Source organism: Hymenobacter sp. GOD-10R (assembly GCF_035609205.1).
In the GTDB taxonomy this organism is placed as follows: Bacteria; Bacteroidota; Bacteroidia; order Cytophagales; family Hymenobacteraceae; genus Hymenobacter.
The window spans coordinates 3,791,136-3,814,858 of sequence record NZ_CP141184.1 but is presented as its reverse complement, the minus strand read 5'-3'; the positions used below and the strand labels follow the sequence as shown (position 1 = coordinate 3,814,858).

The 23,723-nt window shown below is 54.7% G+C and carries 20 protein-coding genes; 10 read left to right on the top strand and 10 right to left on the bottom strand.

From position 1 onward, the window contains the following. Positions 1–44: 44 nt before the first annotated feature. The gene (locus SD425_RS15195; RefSeq protein WP_324670793.1) at positions 45–1,397 is read right to left on the bottom strand and encodes a M23 family metallopeptidase; all 1,353 of its coding nucleotides are present in this window, start codon (positions 1,395–1,397) and stop codon (positions 45–47) included. Between the two features lie 221 nt (positions 1,398–1,618). Between SD425_RS15195 and SD425_RS15190 the strand changes: the two genes are divergently transcribed. The 3 genes from SD425_RS15190 to SD425_RS15180 all read left to right on the top strand — a co-directional run bounded on the left by SD425_RS15190 (position 1,619) and on the right by SD425_RS15180 (position 4,294). Next, positions 1,619–2,479: a hydroxymethylglutaryl-CoA lyase gene (locus tag SD425_RS15190; protein ID WP_324670792.1), complete on the top strand. Its 861-nt coding sequence runs from the start codon at positions 1,619–1,621 to the stop codon at positions 2,477–2,479. Positions 2,480–2,534: 55 nt separating this feature from the next. After that, positions 2,535–3,266: a (Fe-S)-binding protein gene (locus tag SD425_RS15185; RefSeq protein WP_324670791.1), complete on the top strand. Its 732-nt coding sequence runs from the start codon at positions 2,535–2,537 to the stop codon at positions 3,264–3,266. A 128-nt stretch (positions 3,267–3,394) separates the two neighbouring features. Continuing rightward, positions 3,395–4,294 carry a cupin-like domain-containing protein gene (locus tag SD425_RS15180; RefSeq protein WP_324670790.1) on the top strand — a complete coding sequence of 300 codons (900 nt, stop codon included), beginning with the start codon at positions 3,395–3,397 and terminating at the stop codon, positions 4,292–4,294. Positions 4,295–4,410: 116 nt separating this feature from the next. Here SD425_RS15180 and dapA read toward each other — a convergent pair whose 3' ends face one another. Further along, entirely contained in the window at positions 4,411–5,280 is an 870-nt protein-coding gene (dapA, locus tag SD425_RS15175; protein WP_324670789.1) for a 4-hydroxy-tetrahydrodipicolinate synthase, read from the bottom strand. Between the two features lie 135 nt (positions 5,281–5,415). On the opposite strand from dapA, the gene SD425_RS15170 reads away from it, so the two are divergent. Further along, positions 5,416–6,312: a polysaccharide deacetylase family protein gene (locus SD425_RS15170; protein ID WP_324670788.1), complete on the top strand. Its 897-nt coding sequence runs from the start codon at positions 5,416–5,418 to the stop codon at positions 6,310–6,312. Between the two features lie 117 nt (positions 6,313–6,429). On the opposite strand, the gene SD425_RS15165 is transcribed toward SD425_RS15170, so the two are convergent. From SD425_RS15165 to SD425_RS15155, 3 genes are all read right to left on the bottom strand, one after another. Beyond that, entirely contained in the window at positions 6,430–6,810 is a 381-nt protein-coding gene (locus tag SD425_RS15165) for a rhodanese-like domain-containing protein (RefSeq protein ID WP_324670787.1), read from the bottom strand. A gap of 276 nt (positions 6,811–7,086) precedes the next feature. Beyond that, entirely contained in the window at positions 7,087–9,153 is a 2,067-nt protein-coding gene (gene ligA, locus SD425_RS15160; RefSeq protein ID WP_324670786.1) for an NAD-dependent DNA ligase LigA, read from the bottom strand. Between the two features lie 160 nt (positions 9,154–9,313). Continuing rightward, complete coding sequence (locus SD425_RS15155) at positions 9,314–10,144, bottom strand: hypothetical protein (protein ID WP_324670785.1); 831 nt, start codon at positions 10,142–10,144, stop codon at positions 9,314–9,316. Between the two features lie 230 nt (positions 10,145–10,374). On the opposite strand from SD425_RS15155, the gene SD425_RS15150 reads away from it, so the two are divergent. From SD425_RS15150 to SD425_RS15140, 3 genes are all read left to right on the top strand, one after another. Further along, positions 10,375–10,638, top strand: a complete 264-nt coding sequence (locus tag SD425_RS15150) for a hypothetical protein (RefSeq protein WP_324670784.1) — start codon at positions 10,375–10,377, stop codon at positions 10,636–10,638. After that, positions 10,631–10,972: a hypothetical protein gene (locus SD425_RS15145; protein ID WP_324670783.1), complete on the top strand. Its 342-nt coding sequence runs from the start codon at positions 10,631–10,633 to the stop codon at positions 10,970–10,972. Before SD425_RS15150 ends, SD425_RS15145 begins: the two co-directional genes overlap by 8 nt. Before the next feature lie 177 nt (positions 10,973–11,149). Beyond that, the gene (locus tag SD425_RS15140; RefSeq protein WP_324670782.1) at positions 11,150–11,800 is read left to right on the top strand and encodes a cytochrome c oxidase subunit 3; all 651 of its coding nucleotides are present in this window, start codon (positions 11,150–11,152) and stop codon (positions 11,798–11,800) included. Between the two features lie 97 nt (positions 11,801–11,897). Here SD425_RS15140 and SD425_RS15135 read toward each other — a convergent pair whose 3' ends face one another. Further along, complete coding sequence (locus SD425_RS15135) at positions 11,898–14,138, bottom strand: gliding motility-associated C-terminal domain-containing protein (protein WP_324670781.1); 2,241 nt, start codon at positions 14,136–14,138, stop codon at positions 11,898–11,900. A 145-nt stretch (positions 14,139–14,283) separates the two neighbouring features. Here SD425_RS15135 and SD425_RS15130 point away from each other — a divergent pair, with 145 nt between their 5' ends. After that, a complete protein-coding gene (locus SD425_RS15130) occupies positions 14,284–16,293 on the top strand; it encodes a M1 family aminopeptidase (protein ID WP_324670780.1) in 2,010 nt (669 codons plus the stop codon). 25 nt (positions 16,294–16,318) lie between these two features. Here the strand turns inward: SD425_RS15130 and SD425_RS15125 are convergent, their stop codons facing one another. After that, positions 16,319–16,954, bottom strand: a complete 636-nt coding sequence (locus SD425_RS15125; RefSeq protein ID WP_324670779.1) for a hypothetical protein — start codon at positions 16,952–16,954, stop codon at positions 16,319–16,321. A gap of 121 nt (positions 16,955–17,075) precedes the next feature. Between SD425_RS15125 and SD425_RS15120 the strand changes: the two genes are divergently transcribed. Continuing rightward, entirely contained in the window at positions 17,076–17,543 is a 468-nt protein-coding gene (locus SD425_RS15120) for a hypothetical protein (RefSeq protein WP_324670778.1), read from the top strand. A 133-nt stretch (positions 17,544–17,676) separates the two neighbouring features. Here the strand turns inward: SD425_RS15120 and SD425_RS15115 are convergent, their stop codons facing one another. After that, complete coding sequence (locus SD425_RS15115) at positions 17,677–18,117, bottom strand: DUF2147 domain-containing protein (RefSeq protein ID WP_324670777.1); 441 nt, start codon at positions 18,115–18,117, stop codon at positions 17,677–17,679. Between the two features lie 656 nt (positions 18,118–18,773). Beyond that, a complete protein-coding gene (locus SD425_RS15110; protein ID WP_324670776.1) occupies positions 18,774–19,586 on the bottom strand; it encodes a C40 family peptidase in 813 nt (270 codons plus the stop codon). 222 nt (positions 19,587–19,808) lie between these two features. Between SD425_RS15110 and SD425_RS15105 the strand changes: the two genes are divergently transcribed. Further along, positions 19,809–21,647, top strand: a complete 1,839-nt coding sequence (locus SD425_RS15105) for a PDZ domain-containing protein (protein WP_324670775.1) — start codon at positions 19,809–19,811, stop codon at positions 21,645–21,647. Between the two features lie 95 nt (positions 21,648–21,742). Here the strand turns inward: SD425_RS15105 and SD425_RS15100 are convergent, their stop codons facing one another. Continuing rightward, on the bottom strand, positions 21,743–23,692 hold the full coding sequence (locus SD425_RS15100; protein WP_324670774.1) for a KUP/HAK/KT family potassium transporter: 1,950 nt from the start codon (positions 23,690–23,692) through the stop codon (positions 21,743–21,745). Positions 23,693–23,723: the final 31 nt, after the last annotated feature.

Here is a 23,723-nt window from a genome sequence, read left to right as displayed (position 1 = left end):
GAAAAGATACGAAGTTGCGTATGAATATCGGGTGAAGTAGGGTACTAAGATTTTAGCATTTGCGGAATAAGCCAGCCCACAACCCCGTCGGCGCTGCGCACCAGCCGAAAGCCAGCAAACTCACCTAGCACCGCTACGTTTGTGCGGGCCGGCAATGTGTCAAGTGGGACGGCATCGGTAGCGGGCTGTGCATATAAATCAGTGGCGATGGCAAGAGCCTCACGACGCAGCGGCGTAGTGCTAGCTGGTACAACAGAGCGCGCCAGCACGTAGCCCACACGACCATCGGGCCGCTCGACACGGTACCAATCGGCTTGCGAACCTACGACCAATAGAGGCGTGTCGTGTGCGAGTGCAACCATGACGCTGCCGCGGGCCGTGGGGCTCCGCCGAAGATCAGTGCGCTTCTCGCGCACCCGCACCCACTGACCTAGGCTCTCGGAGGTTGTACGCGGGGTAGCCGGCGAAGCGTCGGCGTGCCGTACGAAGGGGAGGGGGTCTACTGCGCCGCCGGCGCGGTAAATGCCAAAATGCAGGTGGGGCGAGGTGGTGCGAGCATTGCCCGTGTTGCCGACTAACCCGAGCGTATCGCCGCGGCGTACGGTTTGGCCAGGCTGCACCAGCTGCTTATCGAGGTGGGCGTAGTAAAGGTGCTGCCCATGCTCCGCGTCGGCGAGCCACACCACATTACCACCTAGGTTAGTCACGCCCGTGCGTGTAATCAGGCCTGGTGCAGCGGCAACCACCGGAGTGCCGCGCTTGGCGAAGATATCAATGCCTTCGTGGCGGCGCGCACCGCCGTCGCGCGCCATCCCCCAGAAGCTACCGACGGCTGTATCCGTTTTGCCCTGCACTGGGAATCCCAGCGACGGCTCGCGGCGAATGCTCAGCGTATAGCGGCCGTTGCGCAGCAGTTCGGGCTGCACCCTGAGCATGTGCTGCTGGTCGTCTTCGGCTACGTAGCTAAAAGCTAGGTCCGCCGTATCCGCGGAAGCTAGCAAGCGTGGGGTGCCACGGTCGGGGCTCAGTTCGAAAGCGTCGAGGAAAACGTGCGCGTCAGTCCCGGCTGTGAGCTGCAAGCTGATGCGCACCGTTTCGCCGGCCCGAACGCCGTAGCGGTAAGCGGCTGCCGTAGCTTTATCGGCCCGAAAGAGGCCAGTTTCCTTGAAGGGAAGCGTCACTACCAGCGAGTCGTGTAGGGCTCGCTCCGCAGCCGCCAACCAGTCGCGACCTAGGGCCGTTTGATCAAGGCCTGCTTGCCGAAGCCGGCGGGCATACGTATCGTGGGGCGTAGCCTTTTGAAAAATGGCCTGCAGCGTTTGCTGTTTGCCACAGGCTGAAAGCAGAAGAAGCAGGAAAAGAGAAGAGAGAAAAGCGCGCAGCGGCTTAATTAGCATAGAGAAGTAACAGGAAAGCGATACTTTATAAACCCTGCGCTGCCGTTACTAGTTCGTTCTTCGTGTTAGACAGACCGTGGGAGTGACCTTGCCCTACTAGCCCATATGCTCGTAATAAAGGCACTGCGCTAACAGGTTATAGCATGCCAACAGTCCAGCTGCCGACAATGTCGTAAGTTGGGGTTTGAGTCAGTTTGTTTCTGTCTAAAGTAATGATCCTTATGAAGCTCATCGAATGCCCCCGCGATGCCATGCAGGGCTTGCCGGAGTTCATCCCGACAGCCAAAAAAACGGCGTACCTCAATGCCTTGCTGCGCGTCGGTTTCGATACGCTCGACTTTGGGAGCTTTGTGTCGCCCAAAGCCATACCCCAATTGCGCGACACGGCGGAAGTGCTAGCCGGCCTCGATTTGAGCGCCACGCGCACGCAGCTACTGGCCATCGTCGCGAACCTGCGAGGCGCCCAAACGGCGGCTGAATTCCCTGACATTCGTTACCTAGGTTTTCCGTTGTCCGTCTCCGAGACTTTCCAGCTTCGTAATACCAACAAGACGATGGCAGAGGCTATGGCAGAGCTAGGCGAGATCCAGAATGTGTGTGTACAACGCGGCAAAACGCTGATTACGTACTTGTCAATGGGATTTGGTAACCCTTACGGTGACCCCTGGAGCCCGGAGGTAGTGGCTGAGTTCACCCACGCCCTAGCCGCCATGGAGGTGCGCATCGTGGCCTTATCAGATACAGTTGGCGTTTCCTCGCCCGAGTTGATTACCCCCTTGTTCCGCCAACTCATTCCTGCTTTTCCACAAGTGGAGTTTGGCGCGCACTTGCATACTACACCTGCTACGTGGCGCGAAAAGGTGGAAGCGGCCTATGAGGCGGGTTGCCGGCGCTTCGACGGCGCTATCGGCGGCATCGGGGGCTGCCCAATGGCCACGGATACGCTAACCGGCAACATGCCAACGGAGCAGTTGGTGGCCTACTTTGCGGAGCAAGGCGTAGCTTTGGGGATAGATGAAGCAGCTTTTGCCGAAGCGCGCAACGCGGCTAGCAAAGTGTTTCATCTGGCACAAACGCCCTGACCAAGTAAGCCAGTTGTGCTCAGCTCAATGCTCATTGTTAATTACGAATCGAAAAATGCCTGCCGTTGACCTCTTTATTCCTTGCTTTGTAGACCAGCTCTTTCCGCAAACAGCCATGAATATGGTGAAAGTGCTGGAGGCAGTAGGCTGCGAAGTGTACTACAACGGCAACCAAACGTGCTGTGGACAGCCCGCCTACAACGCCGGCTACAAAGCGGAAAGCTGCCAGGTAGCCACCAAGTTTCTCAACGACTTTCCGAACGAGCCCGGCCGTTACATTGTGAGCCCATCGGCCTCGTGCGTAGGCATGGTGCGTGGAGCGTATGCCGAGCTGTTTGAAGGCACCAAAGACCAAAGCCGCTACTTCGGCGTGCAGCGGCGCATTTTCGAAATGACGGAATTCCTAGTAGATGTATTAGGAGTGAAGCGGATTGAAGGGGCACAGCTGACGGGCAAGTACACCTATCATGACTCGTGTGCTGCGCTGCGCGAGTGTGGCATCAAGGAAGCGCCTCGTACCTTGCTCGATAGTGTGCAAGGACTAGAGCGCCTGGAAATGCAAGAGAATGAAACGTGCTGCGGCTTTGGTGGCACTTTCGCCGTGAAATTCGAGGCTATTTCCGTCGCCATGGCCGAGCAAAAGGTCGAGCATGCGCTAGCTACCGGTGCCGAATACCTCGTGAGCACCGACACAAGTTGCCTTATGCACCTCGATGCCTACATCCGCCGCTATGATAAACCTATCCGCACGCTGCACGTTGCCGACGTGCTAGCGAGCGGTTGGTAGTGCGCCAGCGGGTATTTGCCGAAAAGAAAATGAATAGGCTTTTATAAATATAAAAATTACTATATATTTATGTCGTGGTAGCTCCTCGGTTACTACTTCCTCTGCTAATCATTCTTTATTGATCCATCATGTCTACCCTAACGGCGCAGAAACAGTCTGCTTATTCCCACTTGACTTCTATTGACAAGCGCAGCAATCTCTCGCACCGGGAGCTGATGGCGGAATATATTGAGCCCGGCATTCCGGTGGTGCTAACCGATGTTGCCCGGAAATGGGGTGCCATGGGGAAATTCACTCCATCGTTTTTCAAAAAGAACTACGGCCACCTCACAAAAGAGATAAAAGGCAAGTCGTACACAATAGCAGAGGTCGTAGACCGCATCCTGGTTTCTAGCCCTTCCAGCCCAGCGCCCTACCCCTGTAACTTGAATATCGAGCGGTATTTTCCGGAGTTGATGGAGGAGCTAAAGCCCGAGATTGTCTTTGGAAAGTCAGACCGGATCAAACATCCGCTGCTGCCGAAGCTCATGCTACGTGGCACTGAAGTGTATGAAATCTTCTTGGGCGGCAACGGAGCTAGCTTTCCGTATTTGCACGTAGATGCGCTATTTCTGCACACGCAAATAACCCAGCTCTACGGCGCCAAAGATTTTATCCTGTACTCACCGGATCAAGTAGAGTACATGTACCCAAAGGAAGAAAACAAAAAGGTGTCCCAGATAGACATCTTTAATCCTGACTACGAAAAGTTTCCGCTTTTCAAAAAAGCAAAGCCAATACGGGTTACCGTGGAGGAAGGCGAAACGATTCTGTTTCCAACGAAGTGGTGGCATACGACCCAAATTCACGAACCTAGCGTATCAGTAGGCCGGGTGCACTTGAACACCTTGAATTGGGCGGATTTCACGCAGGACAACTACGACTTACGTAAAAAGAACCACCCTGCTGTAGCCCTAGCTACACTAGCTTACGGCAAAATTCTAGGTCGCATAATCGATATGCAAGAGAGAATGAGCATGCCTGCTTAGTCTCAAAAAGAATTAACTAGAAGCCCAAAACAAGAAAGGGAGCGTGCTACTCGGCATGCTCCCTTTCTTGTTTTGGGCTTTTTTCTGTTACAAGCTAGCAGCGTACTTTAAGTGAACTACAGCAGTTTCTGAATCCTTTCCTTTAAGCCTCCAGAGGCTTCCATTAACGGAAGGCGAGCTGCTGCCGAGCACAAACCTAGGGCTTCGAGTATCGCTTTCACGCCCACAGGGTTGCTTTCCTCATACATCAAAGGGTTAAGAGGCAAGAACTCATAGAGGAGCTTACTGGCTTCAGCAAAGTTGCCAGATAAGGCATGGCGCGTCATTTGAGCCATACGTTCGGGGAATGCATTGCCGAGTACGCTAATGACGCCTACTGCTCCGAAAGAAATCATGGGAACGGTGAGTAAGTCGTCGCCGCTGATAAGGAGGAAGTTATTAGGCTTGCGTGCGGCAATGACCATGCATTGCTCTAAGTTGCCGCTTGCTTCCTTGGTGCCAATAATATTATCGTGCTGGGCGAGGCGCAGCGTTGTGTCGGCAGTCATGTTGGAACTGGTCCGGCCCGGCACGTTATAAAGAATGACTGGCACTGGCGAAGCGTCCGCTACGCGCAGATAATGCTGGATAATGCCTTGCTGCGACGGTTTGTTGTAGGCAGGGCTAACAGAAAGAATGGCGGCAATGCCCGTCAGGTCGGTGGCCTGTAGTTGGGCTTCTACGCCCATCGTGTCGTTACCACCCATTCCGTACACGAGTGGTACGCGACCTGCTACGTGTTCTTTCACAACGCGCAGAATCTCCGTTTTCTCGTCAGCCGTCACCGTAGGCGACTCGGCTGTGGTGCCGTTGATGACAAGATATTCGATGCCACCGTCAATAGTGAAGTCGAGTAGACGCCGCAAGGCTACGTAGTCTACTGCATGATCAGGGGTGGGAGTAAAAGGTGTTACGAGTGCGATGCCCGTACCGCGGAGTTGGTCCATGTAAGAAAAAGCTGTTGCTTTGAGCCTGGAAAGGCGGATGCGAAGGTACAAACTCCATTGGTGTGGTTGCTTGGCCTAGGCTTTGCTTTCCGCAAAATATCCGGTTTTTATCCTTGAGACCGGCACTAACTCCCTATGTATTTGTTCCGTACTGCTTCGCTTACAGTCGCCACCTCCCTGGTAGCTGCCCTCTCGCTCTCCTCGTGCGAAACCAAGTCTGCCGCAGCAACTGAGGTTGTTGACAAAGGCACCCTAGCTAGCCCTGAGGCTACTAATACTGAGGCTGCGGCGAAACCGCTTGATCCATCGAGCATTCCGGCCAATAAAATTGCTCCGCCTGCTACTATTTACGCTCGCGAGCAAGTGCCCATCTTGTGCTACCATCAGATTCGTGACTGGCGGCCGCGTGATTCACGCCGGGCTAAGGATTACATTGTGCCGGTTGAGACCTTTCGTCAGCAAATTAAAATGCTGGCAGATAGTGGATATCACAGCGTTTTGCCTGATCAGCTATACGCTTACCTCGCTACCGGGGCGCCACTCCCGAGCAAGCCCGTCATGTTGACCTTTGACGACACAGACCTCGATCAGTTTACCGTTGCCAAGCCTGAGCTAGATAAGTATGGCTTCAAGGCCGTCTACTTTGTGATGACTGTGTCACTCGGACGGCCGCATTACATGAGCCGGGCGCAAGTAAAAGAACTCGCCGATGCGGGCAACGTGATTGGCTCACACACGTGGGACCACCACAATGTGAAAAAGTACAAGGGCGAAGATTGGGCAACGCAAATTGATAAGCCCACAAAGCAACTCGAAGAAATTACCGGCAAACCCATAAAATACTTCGCCTATCCTTTCGGCCTCTGGAACCCCGAAGCCATTCCCGAGCTGAAGAAACGCGGCTTTGTGTCGGCCTTTGTGTTGTCGGAGAAGCGTGACCAACAGGATCCGCTGTATACCGTGCGCCGCCTTATTGCGAGTGGGTACTGGTCGCCCAGAACATTGCACAACAGCATGGTGAACAGCTTTTAGACTACACAGATAGGATAAGTAAGACCTAGCCTAAACTTCAAAGCCCCTGTAAGTACCAGAACAAGTGATTCTGGTACTTACAGGGGCTTTGAAGTTTAGGCTAGGTAGCAGTATACTTTATTCGGTCTTCAAGCCGCTCTCTTTTAGCGTCTTAAACCCGCCCGCATTTAAGACCTTACGGAATCCTTGCTGCTGCATAAGCACTCCAGCTTTGCCGCTCCGGTTGCCGGAAGCACAGTAGAGTACATAAGTTTTGGCCGTGTCTAGGTGAGCAATCTGAGTGGAAAAATCGGCCGCCTTGAAGTCAAGATTACGAGCATTCTGTAAGTGGCCGCTGGCGTACTCGTCTGGGGTACGTACATCGAGCACTACCACGTTGGGCTGCTGCATGAGCTGAGCCGTGGTTGCTGGAGCAGCAACGGGGGTAGTTTGGGATTGTGCACAACCAGCAAGGGAAAGTGCAATAGCCGTTGAGGAGAGAAGGTGCAGAAGTTTCATGGGGTAAAACTACGCAAAACGCTGCGCCTGAGCGCAGCGCTGCAACCGTGAGCCAATGGGTGGGAAGTTGGGTGGGAGGTTAGTAGACGGGCCCGGGTGGAAGCCGGTCTGACTCACGGTTGGAGCGCCGCGCCCATGGGCGGCTGGTTAGTGAGCACTAAGGTAAGGGCATTTTTTTACTATGCAAACGGTTGCAGTAATTTTATGCAAACGGTTGCGGTTTTTTCATACAAACCGTGTGCTCTACGCGCTTACGTGACCAATGTTCAGCTGCAGTTAATGCAAAATATCGTCAACCATCTCACTAGTTGTGTCTTCCAGAGCCGGAATCATAGCCAGCAAGTCGGTTTCGTTGATGATAGGCACCTTCAGTTCTGTGGCTTTTTCGCGTTTGGCGGGGCCCATTTTGTCGCCCGCTACCAAGTAGCTGAGCTTTTTGCTGATCGACCCCGTGACCTTGCCGCCATTCTGCTGAATAAGCTGTTGTAGCTCGTCGCGGCTATGCTGCTCAAACACGCCGGAAAGAACAAACGTTAAGCCAGCAAGTCGGTCGCTTACCGGTTTTGGTGGCTCACCTGTGAGAACTAGCTGCACGCCAGCGCTGCGTAGCCTCTCAATGAGCTGACGGTTAGCTTCGTCCTCAAACCACGCAGCTACGGATTCCGCAATAACGCCACCTACTTCTGGCACGGCAGCTAGCTCGGTCATGGAGGCCGCCATCATTGCCTCGATAGTACGGTAGTGATTCACCAGCTTCTCGGCTACCGTTTCGCCCACATAGCGGATACCTAGGCCAAATAGCACCCGATCGAAGGGCACTTGTTTGCTGGCTTCGATGCCGCTGAGCATGTTCTTAATCGACTTCTCACCTAAGCGCTCGAGCTTTACTAACTCATAACGGCGTTGGGACAAGTCGTAGATGTCGGCGGGGGTTTGCACCAGCCCTAGGTCGAAGAAGCGGCCAATAGTTTCAGCGCCCAATCCATCAATATTCAAGGCTTTACGCGATACGTAGTGCTCTAGCTTTGCCTTTAGCTGAGGCGGACAGCCACGTTCATTAGGGCAGCGGAAGTGCGCTTCGCCCTCCGGCCGAATGAGGGGCGTGCCGCAGCTAGGGCATGCCGTCGGATACTGAATAGGCTGGCTATCGGCTGGGCGGGCTGATAGATCAACGCCCGTGATCTTGGGAATAATTTCGCCACCTTTTTCCACGTACACCATATCATTGAGGCGCAAATCAAGGGCAGCAATTTGGTTGGCATTGTGTACGGAAGCGCGTTTTACTACGGTACCAGCTAGCGGCACCGGATCGAGCTGCGCCACAGGCGTGACAGCACCGGTGCGGCCTACGTTGTATTCGACAGCGTTGAGGCGAGTGCGTGCCTTCTCCGCCGGATATTTATAGGCAATAGCCCAACGAGGGCTTTTAGCAGTGTACCCGAGTACTTCCTGTTGCCGGAAGTTATCAACCTTGATCACAATGCCGTCGGTAGCAACGGGCAAGGTAAAGCGCTTCTTGTCCCACTCGTGCACGAAAGCTAGCACCTCGTCGAGCGACTGACACATGCGCCAAGTGTCGGACACGGGCAAGCCCCATGCGTGCAAGGCCTTCAGCGAATCGCTGTGGGCTGCAAAGGCGCCGCGAGTATTGCTCAGGAAGCTATAGGCGAAAAAACGCAAGCGTCGGGCTGCCACCAAGGCCGAGTCTTGCAGCTTGAGGGCGCCGCTGGCGGCGTTGCGCGGGTTAGCGAGCAGGGCTTCACCGTTTTCCTCTCGCTCGGCATTTAGCTCTGCAAACACGGGTAGGGGCATAAATATCTCACCGCGTACCTCAAATTCCTGGGGCTGATTAGCATCAGCGCGCAGGTGCAAGGGCAAGTTCTTGATAGTGCGTACGTTGTTCGTAACGACGTCGCCGCGGGTGCCATCGCCGCGCGTGACGCCTTGCGTGAGCTGGCGGTTTTCGTAAGTAAGGCTCATGGCCACCCCGTCGAACTTCAACTCGCACACATAGGTGTAATCGTCGCCGAGGGTGCGCCGTACCCGGTCGTCAAACTCGCGCAGGTCAGCCTCGGAGTAGGTATTACCCAACGAAAGCATGGGGTAGCGGTGCAAGGCCGTGGGGAACTGCTTGGTGATGGTGCCACCCACGCGCTGGGTAGGAGAGTTGGGGAGAGCAAGTTCTGGATACTGCTTTTCCAGGGCTTGCAACTCGGCTAGCATGCGGTCAAACTCCTGGTCGGGTACCTCGGAAATATCGCGCTGGTAGTACTGATAGTTTAAGTGATGCAGGTGCTCGGTGAGGGCCTGTATCTGCTGCTGAATGGCTTCGGTAGTTGGCATAGAGCGCAAAGGTATTCGGGGCCGGCGAGATAGTTAGGGAGCCAGTTACCCGTATTTGTTCCAACGAAAAACGGCCGCCCAGGTTAGGCAGCCGTTTCGAGGTTATAGCATAAGCAGTTAAACAGCAGGAGCTAGCTCACTGCCTAGGCTAGGTATTTAGTTACATTTTAACTTTTTTCTGCACGGCGCTCTGGTTGGCCTTGCCTCCTAGGTTGCGCTCAGTCAGCACACGGGTTTGCTCCAGTTTACCATTCTTGCCGTAAACTTCCGTTCTGACAAGGCCTACGTTGGGCGAATAGTAGTCGACTACTTTGCTGACGGTACGTAGCAGCATATCCACGTGGGCCAAGGTGCCCGATTCTCGCTCCGATTCGATCTTATAACACGCAAACGTTCCGGCTGGGGTAGTGATAGGGCTAAGGTCGCTGACCACGCGCCGCTTTTGCACTTTGGAGAAAACTTTAGCGATATCCACAACGGAACTGCTTACGTCTACCGTCACGCCCCCGCCCGGCAACTCGCTACCCACCGTCGGTTGGTTGGGCCAAGCCAAAGGTACTGGGGCAAAGGCGAGACGCCGGTCGCGGAAACGGCGCAAGCTCTCGAAGCTGAGCTCCCCCAAACCGTCTGTGAAGCTGGTGTCTTGGCGGCAGCGGTAGGTGAGATCCTGCGAGTGCACCAGCCGGCTTTTGGTGTCGTAGATGCCGCTCTTAATCAGGACGGTATTCGTTGTAATCGTTTGTTTCTTGTTTGTTTCGGTACCTAGGCTGACTACGCGGTTGCGAATTACGCCCTGACTCTTACCGTCCCGATCGAAGAGCTGATACACGTATTCCGTGTTATCATCCAAGCCGAAGGGATGAACGCAGCCACCCGGTGCCGCGGCCGATGTGGGCTGCGTAGTATCGGTGGTTTGCGCGAGGACAGAAGCTAGGGGCAGACAAGCAAAGGTTCCAAGAAGTAGGGGGCGGAAAAGGGCGGAGCAGATCATGTTCGAGAAGAAAACGATAGGTTATTTTTCTACTACGCATGGCCCGCAGATTGGATTCTATAAAGATCCTGTTTTTGCTAGCTGAACGGTAGTTGATTCCGGCTGTTTTCTACCTTAACCTTGTTGGCGACAACGCCCGGCTGAAAAGCTAGGGTTGACAGAGCGGCGCAACTTGCGCCTGGCAGACACGTTTCTTCTGTACTTGGTACCCTTCTTTACATTTTACCCCTATGGCTGACGCTACTTCTCAATCTGCTTCTTCTTGGGCCGACACGGCTGCTTCGTTGCTTTCTAAGCTCTCGGGCGGCGTGGAGCTTACCTGCGCCTTCGACCAAATGGAACTGCAAGTGCCTAATGCACAAAACCCTGCCGCTGCGCCTGCTACATGGCGCCTGAATGGTTCACTCCGCATCAAAACGCGTGGCGAGAGCCCCGCCATAAGTGCATCATCTGGGGCGACTTCTGCGGCAGCTGCCGGCTCGCGCCTTGGCTAGCGGCCTGGAGATAGATGCGCGCCTGGTTCTTTCTTTCAACAACGAAGACATTCAGATAGCTGGCTCAGGCGGCTATCTGATTATCAATTTCCCCAACCAGCGCGTGTTCGATACGCTTACAAGCGGCCCGCCGGGCGGTGGTCCTGAGAAACCCAAGCCGCCCAAAGGGTTCGATCCTTTGCAGCAGCTCAACGACCTAGCCCGGCAGCTAGAGTTGGTGCTCGAACTGCGCGTGGCTGGTAAAACGCACGTAACGTTTGGGGCGGGCCGCTCTCCCAAAATTACGTTTCACGCCGTGCTAGGTAAGATTGGCTCGTTCTTCCGCGGGAGCTAGGTACTATGTCTACCCCAACCCGGTGGATAATAGTATTTTCCACTAGAAAACGAGGGGCGCAGCGCTGGGTTTTTTGTGTACCTTGGGCTACGGCATACTTTATCTAGGCAAAAGGAAAGCACGGAACTAAAGGGCGTTAGAATGGTTTGCCAAAACACACTGCTGTCACTCCCACTGATGAATTCTGATAAAGAACGTAATAAGGTCGGGGCCCGTCGAACGCCCTCCGCTTTTGCCCGCATGGAGCGTATGTCGCCCCTGCTAATGCTATTGTACTTGAGCATGGTGGGAATCACGGTGCTCTTCGTGATTCTGGTAGGCGCCTATTCGCATACCCGTTATTTCAGCGCGCTTCCCTCGGGGCTACATTCGTTCCCCCGCTATTTTTCCATAAGCACCATTGTGTTGCTGGTGAGCAGCTATACCGTCAACCAAGCCCGCCGCATTTACCAGCAAGACGACATGAACAACCTAGCCCGTTGTCTAGGTGCTACTATGATGCTTGGCGCTATTTTCATGGGCCTACAAATAGCGGGTTGGCGCGAGCTGGATGCGCAAGGAGCGCTCTTCTCCGGAGAGGATGGCGACGCAAGCTATACCTACATCTACTTGATTTCGGGGTTGCACATTGTGCACGTCTTGGGCGGCATTATCTTTTTGTTCGTGCTCTTGTTGCGCACGTTGCACGCCTCTCGCGACGCGGTACGCACCTTGGTCTACATCCGCAATCCTTACCGGCGCCTGCAACTACGCATGCTCACGGTATACTGGCACTTCATCGATGTGCTATGGCTAGGATTGTTCGTCGTGTTTCTATTTCTGTATTAACGAAAGCATGCTACAGTTGCTACACAAAAAGCCCTGCTGATACACAGCAGGGCTTTTTGTGTTCCTTCCAACGAGAAGACGAACCTAGGTGCTACGGCTAGGGAGCAATGGTGACCGTGCCGCGGAACCGTTTTTTATCAGTGTATTCGATGAGGTAATAGTAAACACCTGCCGGCAAGCCGCCTCCGTCCCAGTGCAGGTCACGGTTGACTGTGCGGTATACTTCGTTGCCCCAGCGGCTGAAAATCTTGATACTACTGAGCAGAGAGCCACAGTAATCTGGCGGCAAAGTGGGTAGCTCGAAAAAGTCGTTTTTGTTGTCGCCGTTTGGGGTAAAAATGTTTGCTGGCAGGAACGTGAGCGTATCGGCGCTAAACACTTCGAAGCGCACAGTACGGGGGATGGTTCTGGCCGCGCAGCTAGCTTCTTGGAGCTTGAAGGTGACTTCCACTCCGCCCCGGGTCACGATCTCACAGGAAGGGTCCCAGTGAAAAGTGGCCGTGGCTTGTCCTTTGCCATTAACCGGCACGAAGCGCATGCCTGCCTCCGCGAGGTCGAAGCCATTGCCGGTAGCTGAAAGTACCAACGCATCCTGGTCGCTGTCGAGGCCGGTGAAGGTGGCTTCATAGGAGCTACCTAGGGTACGGCGCACGACCGAAACCGCGGTTGTCGCCGGATCAGCTGGCGGCAGGGTAGAGGTAAGCACCGGCGGCCCATTGATGTACTCGATCTGCATAGGAATGACGATGGTACTTACTTGGCGCTCAGTGCAAGGGTTAGCCGTAGCCGTAAACACAAACTCGTAAAGCGTTTTGCCCGCCGCAACGGCCGCGCAATCGACGCGCCAGGAGAAGCGCGCACGACTTGGGTTGGTGCCTGCCGCTACGGTAAACTGCGCGCCTATGCTCGCTGGGACGAAGTTGCGACCCGCCATTTCTAGCGTTACCGCGTCATTGTCGGGGTCGTTGCCGATTACGTCGAACGTGACCAGGTCACCTAGGCGCACGCGCAGGGGGGTAGTCGGATCGGCGGTAGTGGTTAAGGTAGGGGCCGAGTTGGGGTCAGGCTTGGAGGTGAAAGCCACCCGTACCGTGTCGCGCTTCGGCAAGCTACAGCCATCGTCAGCCACAATCACATCGAGCAGGTACACTTTGCCCTTGGTGTCGAGGCAGGTAGGAAAGCAAAGTTGCGAAACCAGCGTATCGGGTGCGCCAGGTGCGTGCACCATCCCCTTGGTTGTGGTGAAGGTGGGAAGTACCCCCGTAAAGTTCACGGGGCTCAATGACATCGTGAGGTTCGAGGCGGGGTCCGGGTCGGTGAAGCGCAGGTTGATGCAACGGTTGCTGCCCGGCCGCAGGTTTAGCGTGTCCCGGTTGGGTTGGTACACGCGCGTATCCGGCAACATGACCTGGACTGTGGGGTCGGTGTTGGAGGAGCAGGTAATAACCTTCAGCTGGAAGTCGCGGCGCACCTCGCCAATCTTCTCCTTGTTGCGGTATTCGCTGCACTTAATTCCGAATACAAACAAACCAAGCTGGGTGGGGCGCACTTCGAGCCGCCCTGTGGTACGACCAATAGAAAGGGTAGGAGTACCCGGAATCTGGTTCTGTTCACTGCGCCCCGTTAACCACGTAATTGGGTCATAAGGCACGGGCTCGGCTTGGCCAGGCTTGGAATTGCCGCTACTAGAGTGGCCGTTCAGGGGCGTTACGAGTTCATACACCAGCGAATCGCCGTCGACATCCTGTCCCCCGAAATTGTAGTAGAATAGCTCACCCCGGCAAGCGTAGTCGCTCAGTGGGGGGAAGATACGTGGCGTTGAATTTAGGAAGGCCTTGCCGTTGCGCACGACGGCCGGAAACTCTAGGTAGAACGTCTGGCCGGCCCCGCCTGGGTTTACAATGTTGCCAATCACGTTGTTGCGGCAGCAGCGCTCCACGGCCACGTAGTACCCCGTCAGATTGATGAACGTGGCCGCTGGTAGCTGCACGTCGCGGGTGTACACCAGCCGCCGCGTGCTTAGGTCGGAGCGGGTACAAGCCGGATTGGTGTACGACACAAACGAATTGTTGACGAGGGGCAGCGACACGTTGAGCATGCGTTTGTTAGTCGTCTTCTCAAAAATGCTCGCGGTGAGGTCGTTATCCAGAGCACCGACGCTGCCGTTCACCGCATCAAAATACAGGTTGAGCGTGAGCGTGTAGGTGCTGCCCGATTTGTATTGCAGATCTAGCTCACCTCCCACAATGTGCGTCGCGTGGCTGAGGCGCGCCAGCACCAGCAACGGAAGCATCAGCAGCAAGCGGTGGAAAAAGAAAGAAGAGTAGCGTTTATGCATTAGGTGACAGGTTAACAGAGGAATAGCTTGTTTCGAAAGATAAGAAATAAGGCGAAACGGCAAGTGCTGGGTGACGTAATGATAAAATGGTAAGTAGCTGCGATTTCTTTATATTTCTTCGCTATTCCACGCTTTACTCCAACGCATGCGTCAGTTCTACTATCTGCTTCTATCCAATCTGTTCTTGCTAGCTTCCACGAGTTGGGGACAGGTACCCAGCACTGCCTTCGTTCCCGACGACTGCGTAGATGCCGCGCAACGTTGCGCTTCGGCGCAGCTGGCCGCTACGCAGCTTGCGCCAGCTGCCACCGTACGGCACCGGCAAAAGATGGAACGCTACGACGTGAGCTACTACAAGCTCGATATTGCGCTAGAGAATAATTCGCGCGCAGTAGGAGGGGTGGTGCGGATGCAAGCCCGCGCTAGCCAGTCGCTCGATTCCCTAGCTTTTGAGCTGTACCCTACTTATACCATTGACTCGATTGTGGTGAACGGGCGGCGCTCCCCAGGCTGGCTCCGGCAGACCGGCGATGTAACCGCAAAGCTAGCTACCGCAGTACCTGCCAATACTGTATTCAACGCTCTCTTCTACTACCGGGGCGTTGCGCCTAATAGCAACACGGGTGGTTCGGCTATCGGCGACGCGCTAAATACGGGGCGCCGCGCTCCGTATAATGTGAACGTGACCTGGAGCTTGAGCGAGCCATTTGGTGCGTACGAGTGGTGGCCCTGCAAGCAGGTGCTCACCGACAAAGCCGACTCGTCTGACGTGTGGGTAACGACCACTAACCCTAACCGGGTAGGCTCCAATGGGGTGTTAAAGCGCGTTACTGCGTTACCCAATAACCAGAGCCGCTACGAGTGGACGTCACGGCACCCTATTGATTACTACCTGATTTCAGTGGCAGTGGCGCCCTACGTAGAGTACGTGAACTATGCTAATCCGGCAGGCGCACCTAGCATCTCGATTGTCAACTACCTCTACAACCAAGCCGCACTAGCGGACTTCAAAACGGAGATAGACCGCACCCCAGGCTTCATCGAGAACTACTCAGCCTTGGTCGGTTTGTACCCCTTTGCCAATGAAAAGTACGGGCATAGCATGGCCCCGCTAGGTGGAGGCATGGAGCACCAGACCATGACGACGCAGGATGGTTTCAACTTCACCCTCACGGCTCACGAGCTATTTCACCAGTGGTTCGGCGACAACGTGACGTGTGCGTCGTGGCAGGATGTCTGGCTTAATGAAGGCTTTGCCTCCTACGGGGAATATCTTTCTTATCAGCGCTTTATCCCTGCCAACGCACGCCCGTGGATGGATCAGGCACACAGCAGCGCGATGGGGGCTACCGGCAGCGTGCGCGTGACGGATACCACGAGCACCAACCGCATCTTCAACTCGGCGCTGAGCTACAAGAAAGGGGCAGCCGTGGTCCACATGCTACGTTACCTGCTCAATGACGACACCAAGTTTTTCCGCGCCCTGCGCACCTACCAAGCCACGTACGCCGGCCGCACTGCCCGCACAAGTGACTTGCAGCGGGTATTTGAAGGAGAAGCGGGCCGTTCACTCGCCTACTTTTTTCAACAATGGTTTGTTGGGCAGGGATATCCAACTTTCAACGTGCGGTGGAATCAGGTAGGCGCTAGCTTGTACCTGCAAACCACCGAAACGGCTTCCGCACCTACGGTCACGCCGTTCTTCGATACCGACCTCGACTACAAAGTCAATTACGTAGGTGGCACAAGTCAAATTATACGTTTGCGCCAGGGGCAGCCGGTGGCCTCTTTTAGCGTGCCAGCATTGGGCACGGTAAGCTCCATTGAACTAGATCCTGACCAATGGATACTCAACGGTAACGGCACCATTCAGCGAGACAATGGGCTGGTATTGGCTACTAAAAATGCCGTAAGCGCCGCCCAGTTGCACGTGTACCCCAACCCTTGTCGAGACGTTCTGCAACTACCCGACCTAGGTCAGAACGGTACTGCGGCAACCGCAGAGGTGTTGGATGCCGCTGGCCGAGTGGTGCTGCGCCAACACTTGCGTGCAGGCCAGCCGCTCAACACCCGCAACCTAGCTTCGGGGCTGTACCTGCTACGGTTCACCACGGCGGGAGGCGAGGTGCTACGTGGGCGCTTTGTGCGGGAATAGCTGGGCTCTGAAACAAAGAACAGACCTAGCTCTTCGCGTACTGCTTGATTCTGGCTTGAACCTCGGCGGGCGCCGGTGGCAAGTTCAGCACCTGCTCCATCAGTTCATTAAAAGAGTGCGCGGGCGTGAAGATGGCGTCTTGGTACGGATTGCTGAAGAAGCGAATGAAGCCGGGTTGCTTATTGATCGTGACCAGGTCAATCGTGATAGTGCCAAAGAGTTGATTGCAACGCCCTGTTTCGGTGCAATCGTTCGGCTTCGGCTTTAAAAAGTGCTTGTAAATAGTCTCCGTATAGCGCGGTTGACGGTGAACGCGCTGATCAGAGGTAGAAAGGTTATAGCCGAGGGCTAGCACCCGGTCGCGCAAAAAGTCGAAGAAGTGCCGGAAGTTACCGGGACCAATACTCGGGTCGTAAAAGAATACTGCGCCCTGCCGGCCAGTTTCCTGAAGCATCTGCACGCGCAAGCCTTGCCCATTGGTAATGTGGGCTTTGCAGAAATGGTAGGCCTTAAAATAGGGGCCTGCCCAGTTGAGATACACCTGCTCAGCCAACCATTGTGTATGGGCGCGTTGTTCAGCCGCTGTGCGTACCAGTGGCTGCCATTCGCTCTTGGATGGGGAGGAGCGATGTGAGAAAAGATGGTCGAAAAACTTGAACAATGTTGAGGCTACTACTTGAAGGACAAACACTAGCTGCTCGAAATAGTTTTCTATGTCACAGCATCTTCTCGCGCCTTGATTTCGTCTTTGTTTTCCGCTCTAATCCCACTCATGCCATACTATGACCACCATCGAACGCACGACGCTTAAACAACGGCTACTAGCAGAATGCCGTCGAGTTCAACAGCAAAAGGCCGACACTGCCCGGCAGGCCATGCTGGATGTGCAGGAAAGCGCCAATGAAAGCCAAGGCGCTATTGAAGACAAATTTGAGTCGTTCCGGGAAGCCTGCCAGATTCAGCGCGACTTATATGCCCAGCAGCTTGATGAGGCACTCAGCAGCTTGCAAGTACTACAGCGGTTGCCCGAAACCCGTGCCGCGCACGACGAGCCTACCCTAGGTACCATCGTCGTGACGGATACCCAACGCTTCTATATTGCCGTGAGCCTCGGGGAAATAGCTGTAGAAGGGGAAAAATATTTTGCTATTTCTGCCTTCTCGCCCATGTATCAGGCTATGGCCAAAAGTCGCGTAGGACAAACGTATACGTTCCGTGGCAAGCCCTATCGGATCGAAGCTATTTATTAGTTCATAAGGGGAAGCTCTGAGGTAAAAAGCCTTGTGTAATCAATATGGCTAATTAAAACTGCCTCGACAGCCCCTAAAAAGAAGCGCCGCTCTCATGAGAGCGGCGCTTCTTTTTAGGGGCTGTAAACCTAGCTTATTTTACCCGCGTCCAGGTCTGGGAGCGGCCAATCATCGAGAAGCCGATGTAACCTTTTACTTCCATGCTAGTAGCATTCAGTACCTTCATGTAGCAAGAATACGTTTTGCCGTTTTCCGGATCGTAGATCTTGCCGTCATCCCACTTGTTCTCGCTATCGTAGGCAAAGTCCCGCATGAATACCAACCCCAGCAATGGTTGTGAGCGAAGTTTGGGTTCGGGGTTGTTCTTATCAACTTTTGGCTTGCCAGTAGCTGGGTCGTTTGGGACGGCAACTGTTACAATTTTGCCGCAGAGCTTGTCACCGCACTTATAAATCTCGAAGGTAGCTTTCTTGTCGGCGTTGGTCCACATGCCAACCGGAGAGAGCGTCTGAGCGGTAGCTATTCCCGTAAAGCCCAGCAGCAGTGCCAAGCAGAGGAACAAGGTTTTTTTCATAATAGCGTGCGTAGTGAGTGGGTTTTGTGGGAAAAAGATACTCCAAAACTTCTAAATCAGTGCGGTAGTAGCGAATTGACGGGTGAAGCAAATGAGGCCATACCCTAGGTCGCAGGACTTAAAAGCGGCCTTTCTGAAAAAAGACAAAATTTTTAGAAAGAAAAACTAGCTGATAGTCAAGGCGCTGCCGGATAAATGGCTGAGCGCAGCTAAAAAACAGGTTTTTTATTTTGAACCATCCGCCCGGCTTTTAACTTTACCAACCAGTAGTGAGTGCTACGGCCCCCCCAAGCAGCCCTAAGGTGCTGGGTAGCGCGGGTGGGGAGATGTCGAACGTAAAGAAAGGAGGTACAAAATGTCTAGTAGTCCCAACCAAATCCTGCCAAGCCTGTCGAATGTAGTCCGCTTCACCGCCGGACGCGCTTAACAACAGCTTTCGCGCGGAACATTTGTTAGCCCCTCAGGGCGTGTTCCCGCATTCTGGCAAGGTCTTACCTCCAAGGATGACGGGGCTGAACCCCAGACTCGTCGCTTGGTAAGATTTGAAGGATTAGATACCCGGTCCGCCCAGCAGCCTCTCTTTGAGGTTTTGCATAGGCAGACCGGGTATCGCTTTTTAAGCCCATCTGGATTCGCTCGAATTCAGATGGGCTTTTTTATTTCTTCGCGGAGCTAGCTTTATGATGCACTGACTTAGCGGATGATGTGCGCCGCCGAGAAGAAACAGTAGTGCGCTTCGTTACGGGTTTCTTAGGATCGGCTTTCTTGTACACACGCTTCCGAGTCGTGCTGCGGACGCTTACCTTCTTGACCGTTGCCAGGGCAGGTGCCAGCGCTGCCGTGGCCGGCGCAACGGCTACAGGTTCCAGCTCTTTAACGAAATAGCTAGGTTTAGGAGTCGCGGTGCGCTCCCCAGCCAGTACCCGTCGTACGCTCATGAAGCGGCGTTCGTAGTCGGTGCCGGCTACTTCGCTGATCTTCACTCCCGATTCGCGGCGGGCGGAAGAAGCGTGCACAAACCGTATGGGCTCACCTGGATCGGAAATGACAATGCCAGCGTGTCCTGGGGTAGTAGACGTAGCTGCGGTGCCGGTGAAAACCACAATGTCGCCTTTGCGGGCTTGCAGGCGCGGCACCTCCCGCCCCACGTCAATTAGTTGGGCCGTGGAGTGGGGCATGTCGATGGCAAAGTGCCCGTACACGTACATCACAAACCCAGAGCAATCGAAGCCACTGCGTGGGCTAACGCCTGCATAGGTGTAGGGCGAACCTAGCTGCTTCAGAGCAAATGCCACGATACTGTCGGCTTGCTGAGTAGGGCGAGGTACCACAAAGGCTGTTGCTTGAACGGGAAGCGGAGGCGCCGATTGGGCCGCTAACGGAGCACGAGCCGCTTGCCGGTGTTGCCAGCCAATGAGCCCGAGCAGGAGCAGAGCCAAGCCAATAAACGAAATCCAGACGTAGCGCATAGGTTCTTTATAACGGCCGGTACGCTGCCGTAGTGCACGCCTTAACGGTGGAGCTAGGAGTGGGGTTCTACACGGGAAGTGGTAAAACAGCGGTTTTGGTGTAGCTCAGGTAGTGGAAGCGGGAGAAATGAAGCCGTACTTTGCAACCTCTCCCATTTTTTTGGGTCGAAAAGAGGAAGCTAGCCTTCAGCCATCAACAGTAAATCACCAATTCACTTTTTCATGCCCCTTTCTCGTTTACGCCTGTCGCTGTCTGTGGCCCTGGTGTTGGTACTAAGCCAAGTTGGTGCAGCGCTAGCAGCACCTACGTTGCGCTACACCTTATCAATGCCGGCGCCTCAAACGCACTATTTTGAAGTTGAAATGGCTCTCGGTGGCTTTGGCAAGCAGTACACCGATGTGAAAATGCCTGTGTGGGCACCGGGTTCTTACCTCGTGCGTGAGTTTGCCAAGAATGTGGAAGGCTTCACGGCTCAAGCCGGCAGCCAGGTCCTGCGCGCCGATAAAGTCGACAAGAATACCTGGCGCGTGTACCACCCCAAAGCCAAGGAATTTACGGTACGCTATAAGGTATATGCGTTTGAACTAAGCGTGCGCACCAGCTTCATCGATGCCTCGCACGGCTACCTGAACGGCACGAGCGTGTTTATGTATCCGGCCGAAGAGAAGATGCTGTCGAGTACCCTTACGGTGCAGCCTGCTACCGGCTGGACGCAGGTATCAACGAGCCTCAAGCCCGTGGCTGGCGGTGCTGCCTTCACGTTTGCCTCCACCAGTTACGACGAGCTAGCCGACTCGCCCATTGAAATTGGGACCCATAAAGTGCTGTCGTTCGTGGCCAATGGCACGCCGCACACGGTGGCCATGTACGGGGATGCTGTGTATGATGAGGCCAAACTGCTCGACAACATGAAACGGGTGTGCGAAGAAGCGCACAAAGTGGTAGGGCAGAACCCCCTCGACCGCTACGTGTTCATCGTGCACAACCTGGAGCGGGGCACGGGCGGTCTAGAGCATTTGTACTCCACTACGCTGTCGGTATCGCGCAACTCCTATAGCTCCGAGGCGGGTATGAAGCGCTTCCTCGGGCTGGTAGGGCACGAGTACTTTCACCTCTGGAACGTAAAGCGCATTCGCCCGATCGTCCTAGGTCCGTTCAACTACGACGCCGAAAACTACACCCACATGCTGTGGCTAAGCGAAGGCGGAACCAGCTACTACGGCGACCAGATTGTGCAGCGCGCTGGCTTCACGACGCCAGAGAACTACCTAGCAGCCCTCAGCAATACCATCACGCGGGTAGAGAACCTGCCGGGCAACAAGCTGCAATCGGCTGCCGAATCGAGCTTCGATGCGTGGATCAAGCAATACCGCCCTAACGAAAACTCGGATAACACAGGCGTGAGCTACTACGACAAAGGCCAGCTTCTTGTCGGACAACTCGATCTGATGGTCCTGAACGCAACGAAGGGCGAGAAGCGCTTTGATGACGTGATGCGCTACCTCTACGCGGAGTATTACCAGAAGCGCAAGCGTGGCTTCACGGATGAAGAATTCCAGGATGCCGTGGCTAAAATTGCAGGCCAGCGCTTCGACGAGTTCTTCCGTACCCGCGTGTACGGCGCCCAAATGCTGGACTACAACACCGTGCTAGGCTACGCGGGCCTAACCCTGACTACGGCGCAAGCGACGGGCGCGTCGCTCGGCGCTAGCATTACCGCCACCGGCGTAAACCTGAGTGCTGCTGGTACGCCTAACGGCGGCCGCTACGTGGTGACCGGAGTAGTGCGCGACGGTAGCGCCTGGAAAGGTGGCTTGAGCGTGAATGACGAACTGCTAACGCTCGATGGTGTTCGCATCACAGAAGACCTGAATAAGCTACTCGCCGACCGCCCTGTGGGCAGCGAAGTGAGCTTGTTGGTAAACCGCGAAGGCCAGCCCATCGAGGTACGGTTTCCGCTGCTAGCCAACCCCGCCAAGCGTTACCGCATTGAGCAGTCGGCCAACCCAACGGAAGCGCAGCTTAACATCCTTCGCAAGTGGCTTAAGTTTCAACAATAGTTTTCTCGAGTAAGCCCACAACAAAAAAGCCTCATCCAATTTGGGAGAGGCTTTTTTGTTGGTGGTTGCTAGGCTAGCTAGCATAATACATGGTACTAAGAGACCCGCTTCAGCGCTACGTCGCGCACGGGCGTAATCACTAGCGGTACCTTTTCTACTTTCACTGAGCTGGTGTCCAAGCCGAAGTATTTGTCTTCGGAAGCAATGAACTGCTTGATGTAGAAGTACGCTTGCATCACAAGCTTCTCGACAACGGGGAATTCGTTTTCGACGGACAAGAACTTCTCCAGTACTACAAAGCGGAAGTCGCCGGTAACGTGCTGACGACTCAAGGATTCGTAGCGCGAGGTGATGTCCACTTCTTTGTTGCGCACAAGGTCTTCTACCACCTTGCGGAAGTACAGGTTGATGCGCTGCTCTACGCGGAAACCTAGGCGGAATGTGATACGGAAGGCATCGTCGGGAGCTAGCTCCACTACTTTGTACTCCATCGTGTACGGCTCGTCGGTGGTATCAACGTGCACAAACCAGTAGATGTCAGCTCGCTTCGGACGCTTCTGGAAGATAGAGTAGATGATCTTCGACTCAATCTCAGAAGCGCGTTCCGCCGAGGTCATGAACACCAGGTGCGTGGAGTACTTAGGGATGGAGTCGTCGTCGCTGAGCTGCTTAAGTGCTTCCATATAAGGCTCAATCTTGACGAATTCCGTCAGACGCTTCTTGATGAAGTAAGCCCGCAGCCACGTATACATCACCCCAACCAGCACCGTACCAATAGCTAGCGACACCCAGCCGCCGTGCGGGAACTTAACCAGGTTCGCTATCAGGAAAGATCCCTCAATGATGGCATAGGTAAGAGCAAACAACACGACGATCGGGAGCGGCACGCGCCGAGCACGTAGCCACACCGTGAGCAGAATCGTGGTCATGAGCATCGTGAGGGTGATGGCCAGACCATATGCCGCATCCATGTTGGCCGACTCGCGGAAGTAGAGCACGATGCCAATGCAGCCCAGAAGTAGCAGGCGGTTCATGCTCGGTACGTAGAGCTGGCCCTTCACATCGGTGGGGTAGTTGAGCTTCACCTTCGGCCACATATTGAGGCGGATAGCCTCAGCCACGAGCGTAAAGGAACCCGTGATGAGGGCTTGCGAGGCAATGATGGCTGCTACCGTTGCGATGATGATGCCGATAAGCAAGAACCAGGACGGCATGAGCGCATAGAATGGGTTGCGACCAGCTAGCGGCTGATTTACGTGGCTCAGCAACCAAGCGCCCTGCCCAAAGTAATTGAGAATGAGCGTGGTCTTAACGAACATCCAACTAATGCGGATGTTGCCCTTACCGCAGTGACCTAGGTCAGAATACAGGGCTTCGGCCCCTGTGGTGCACAAGAATACCGAGCCCAGCAGCCAGAAACCTCTCGGATACTGCGTCAGCAACTCGTAGGCGTAGTAGGGGTTGGCAGCTTTAAGAATAACTGGATTCTGCGCTATCCAGAGTACTCCCAGCGTGCCGAGCATCGAAAACCAGATGAACATGATAGGCCCGAAAGCCTTACCGATGATCTGGGTACCAAAGCTTTGTACCAAAAATAAGCCGGCAATGATACCAATGACGATAGGAACAGTCGGGATATTCGGATAAATGGCCCGTAGCCCTTCGATGGCTGACGACACCGAGATGGGCGGTGTAATCACGCCGTCGGCTAGCAGGGCCGAGCCGCCAATGATTGCCACGGCTGAAAGCCAGGCACCGCGCCGCCGCACGAGGGTATAAAGCGAAAAAATACCACCCTCACCGTTGTTGTCAGCATTAAGCGTAAGCAACACGTACTTGATCGTCGTTTGCAGTGTCAGCGTCCAAAGCACGCAAGAGATGGCTCCTAGCACAAGGTCACGGTCGATTACGTCGGGCACCTTGGCGCCCTTCAAAATAGCCGACATTACATACAGAGGCGAGGTACCAATATCGCCATAGATGATGCCGAGGGCAATGAGCAGACCAGCGGTTGAAACAGCGGTGTGCTTGTGTTTGGCGTCCATGAAATAAGTAGAAGTAAAAGAGGGGAGAAGT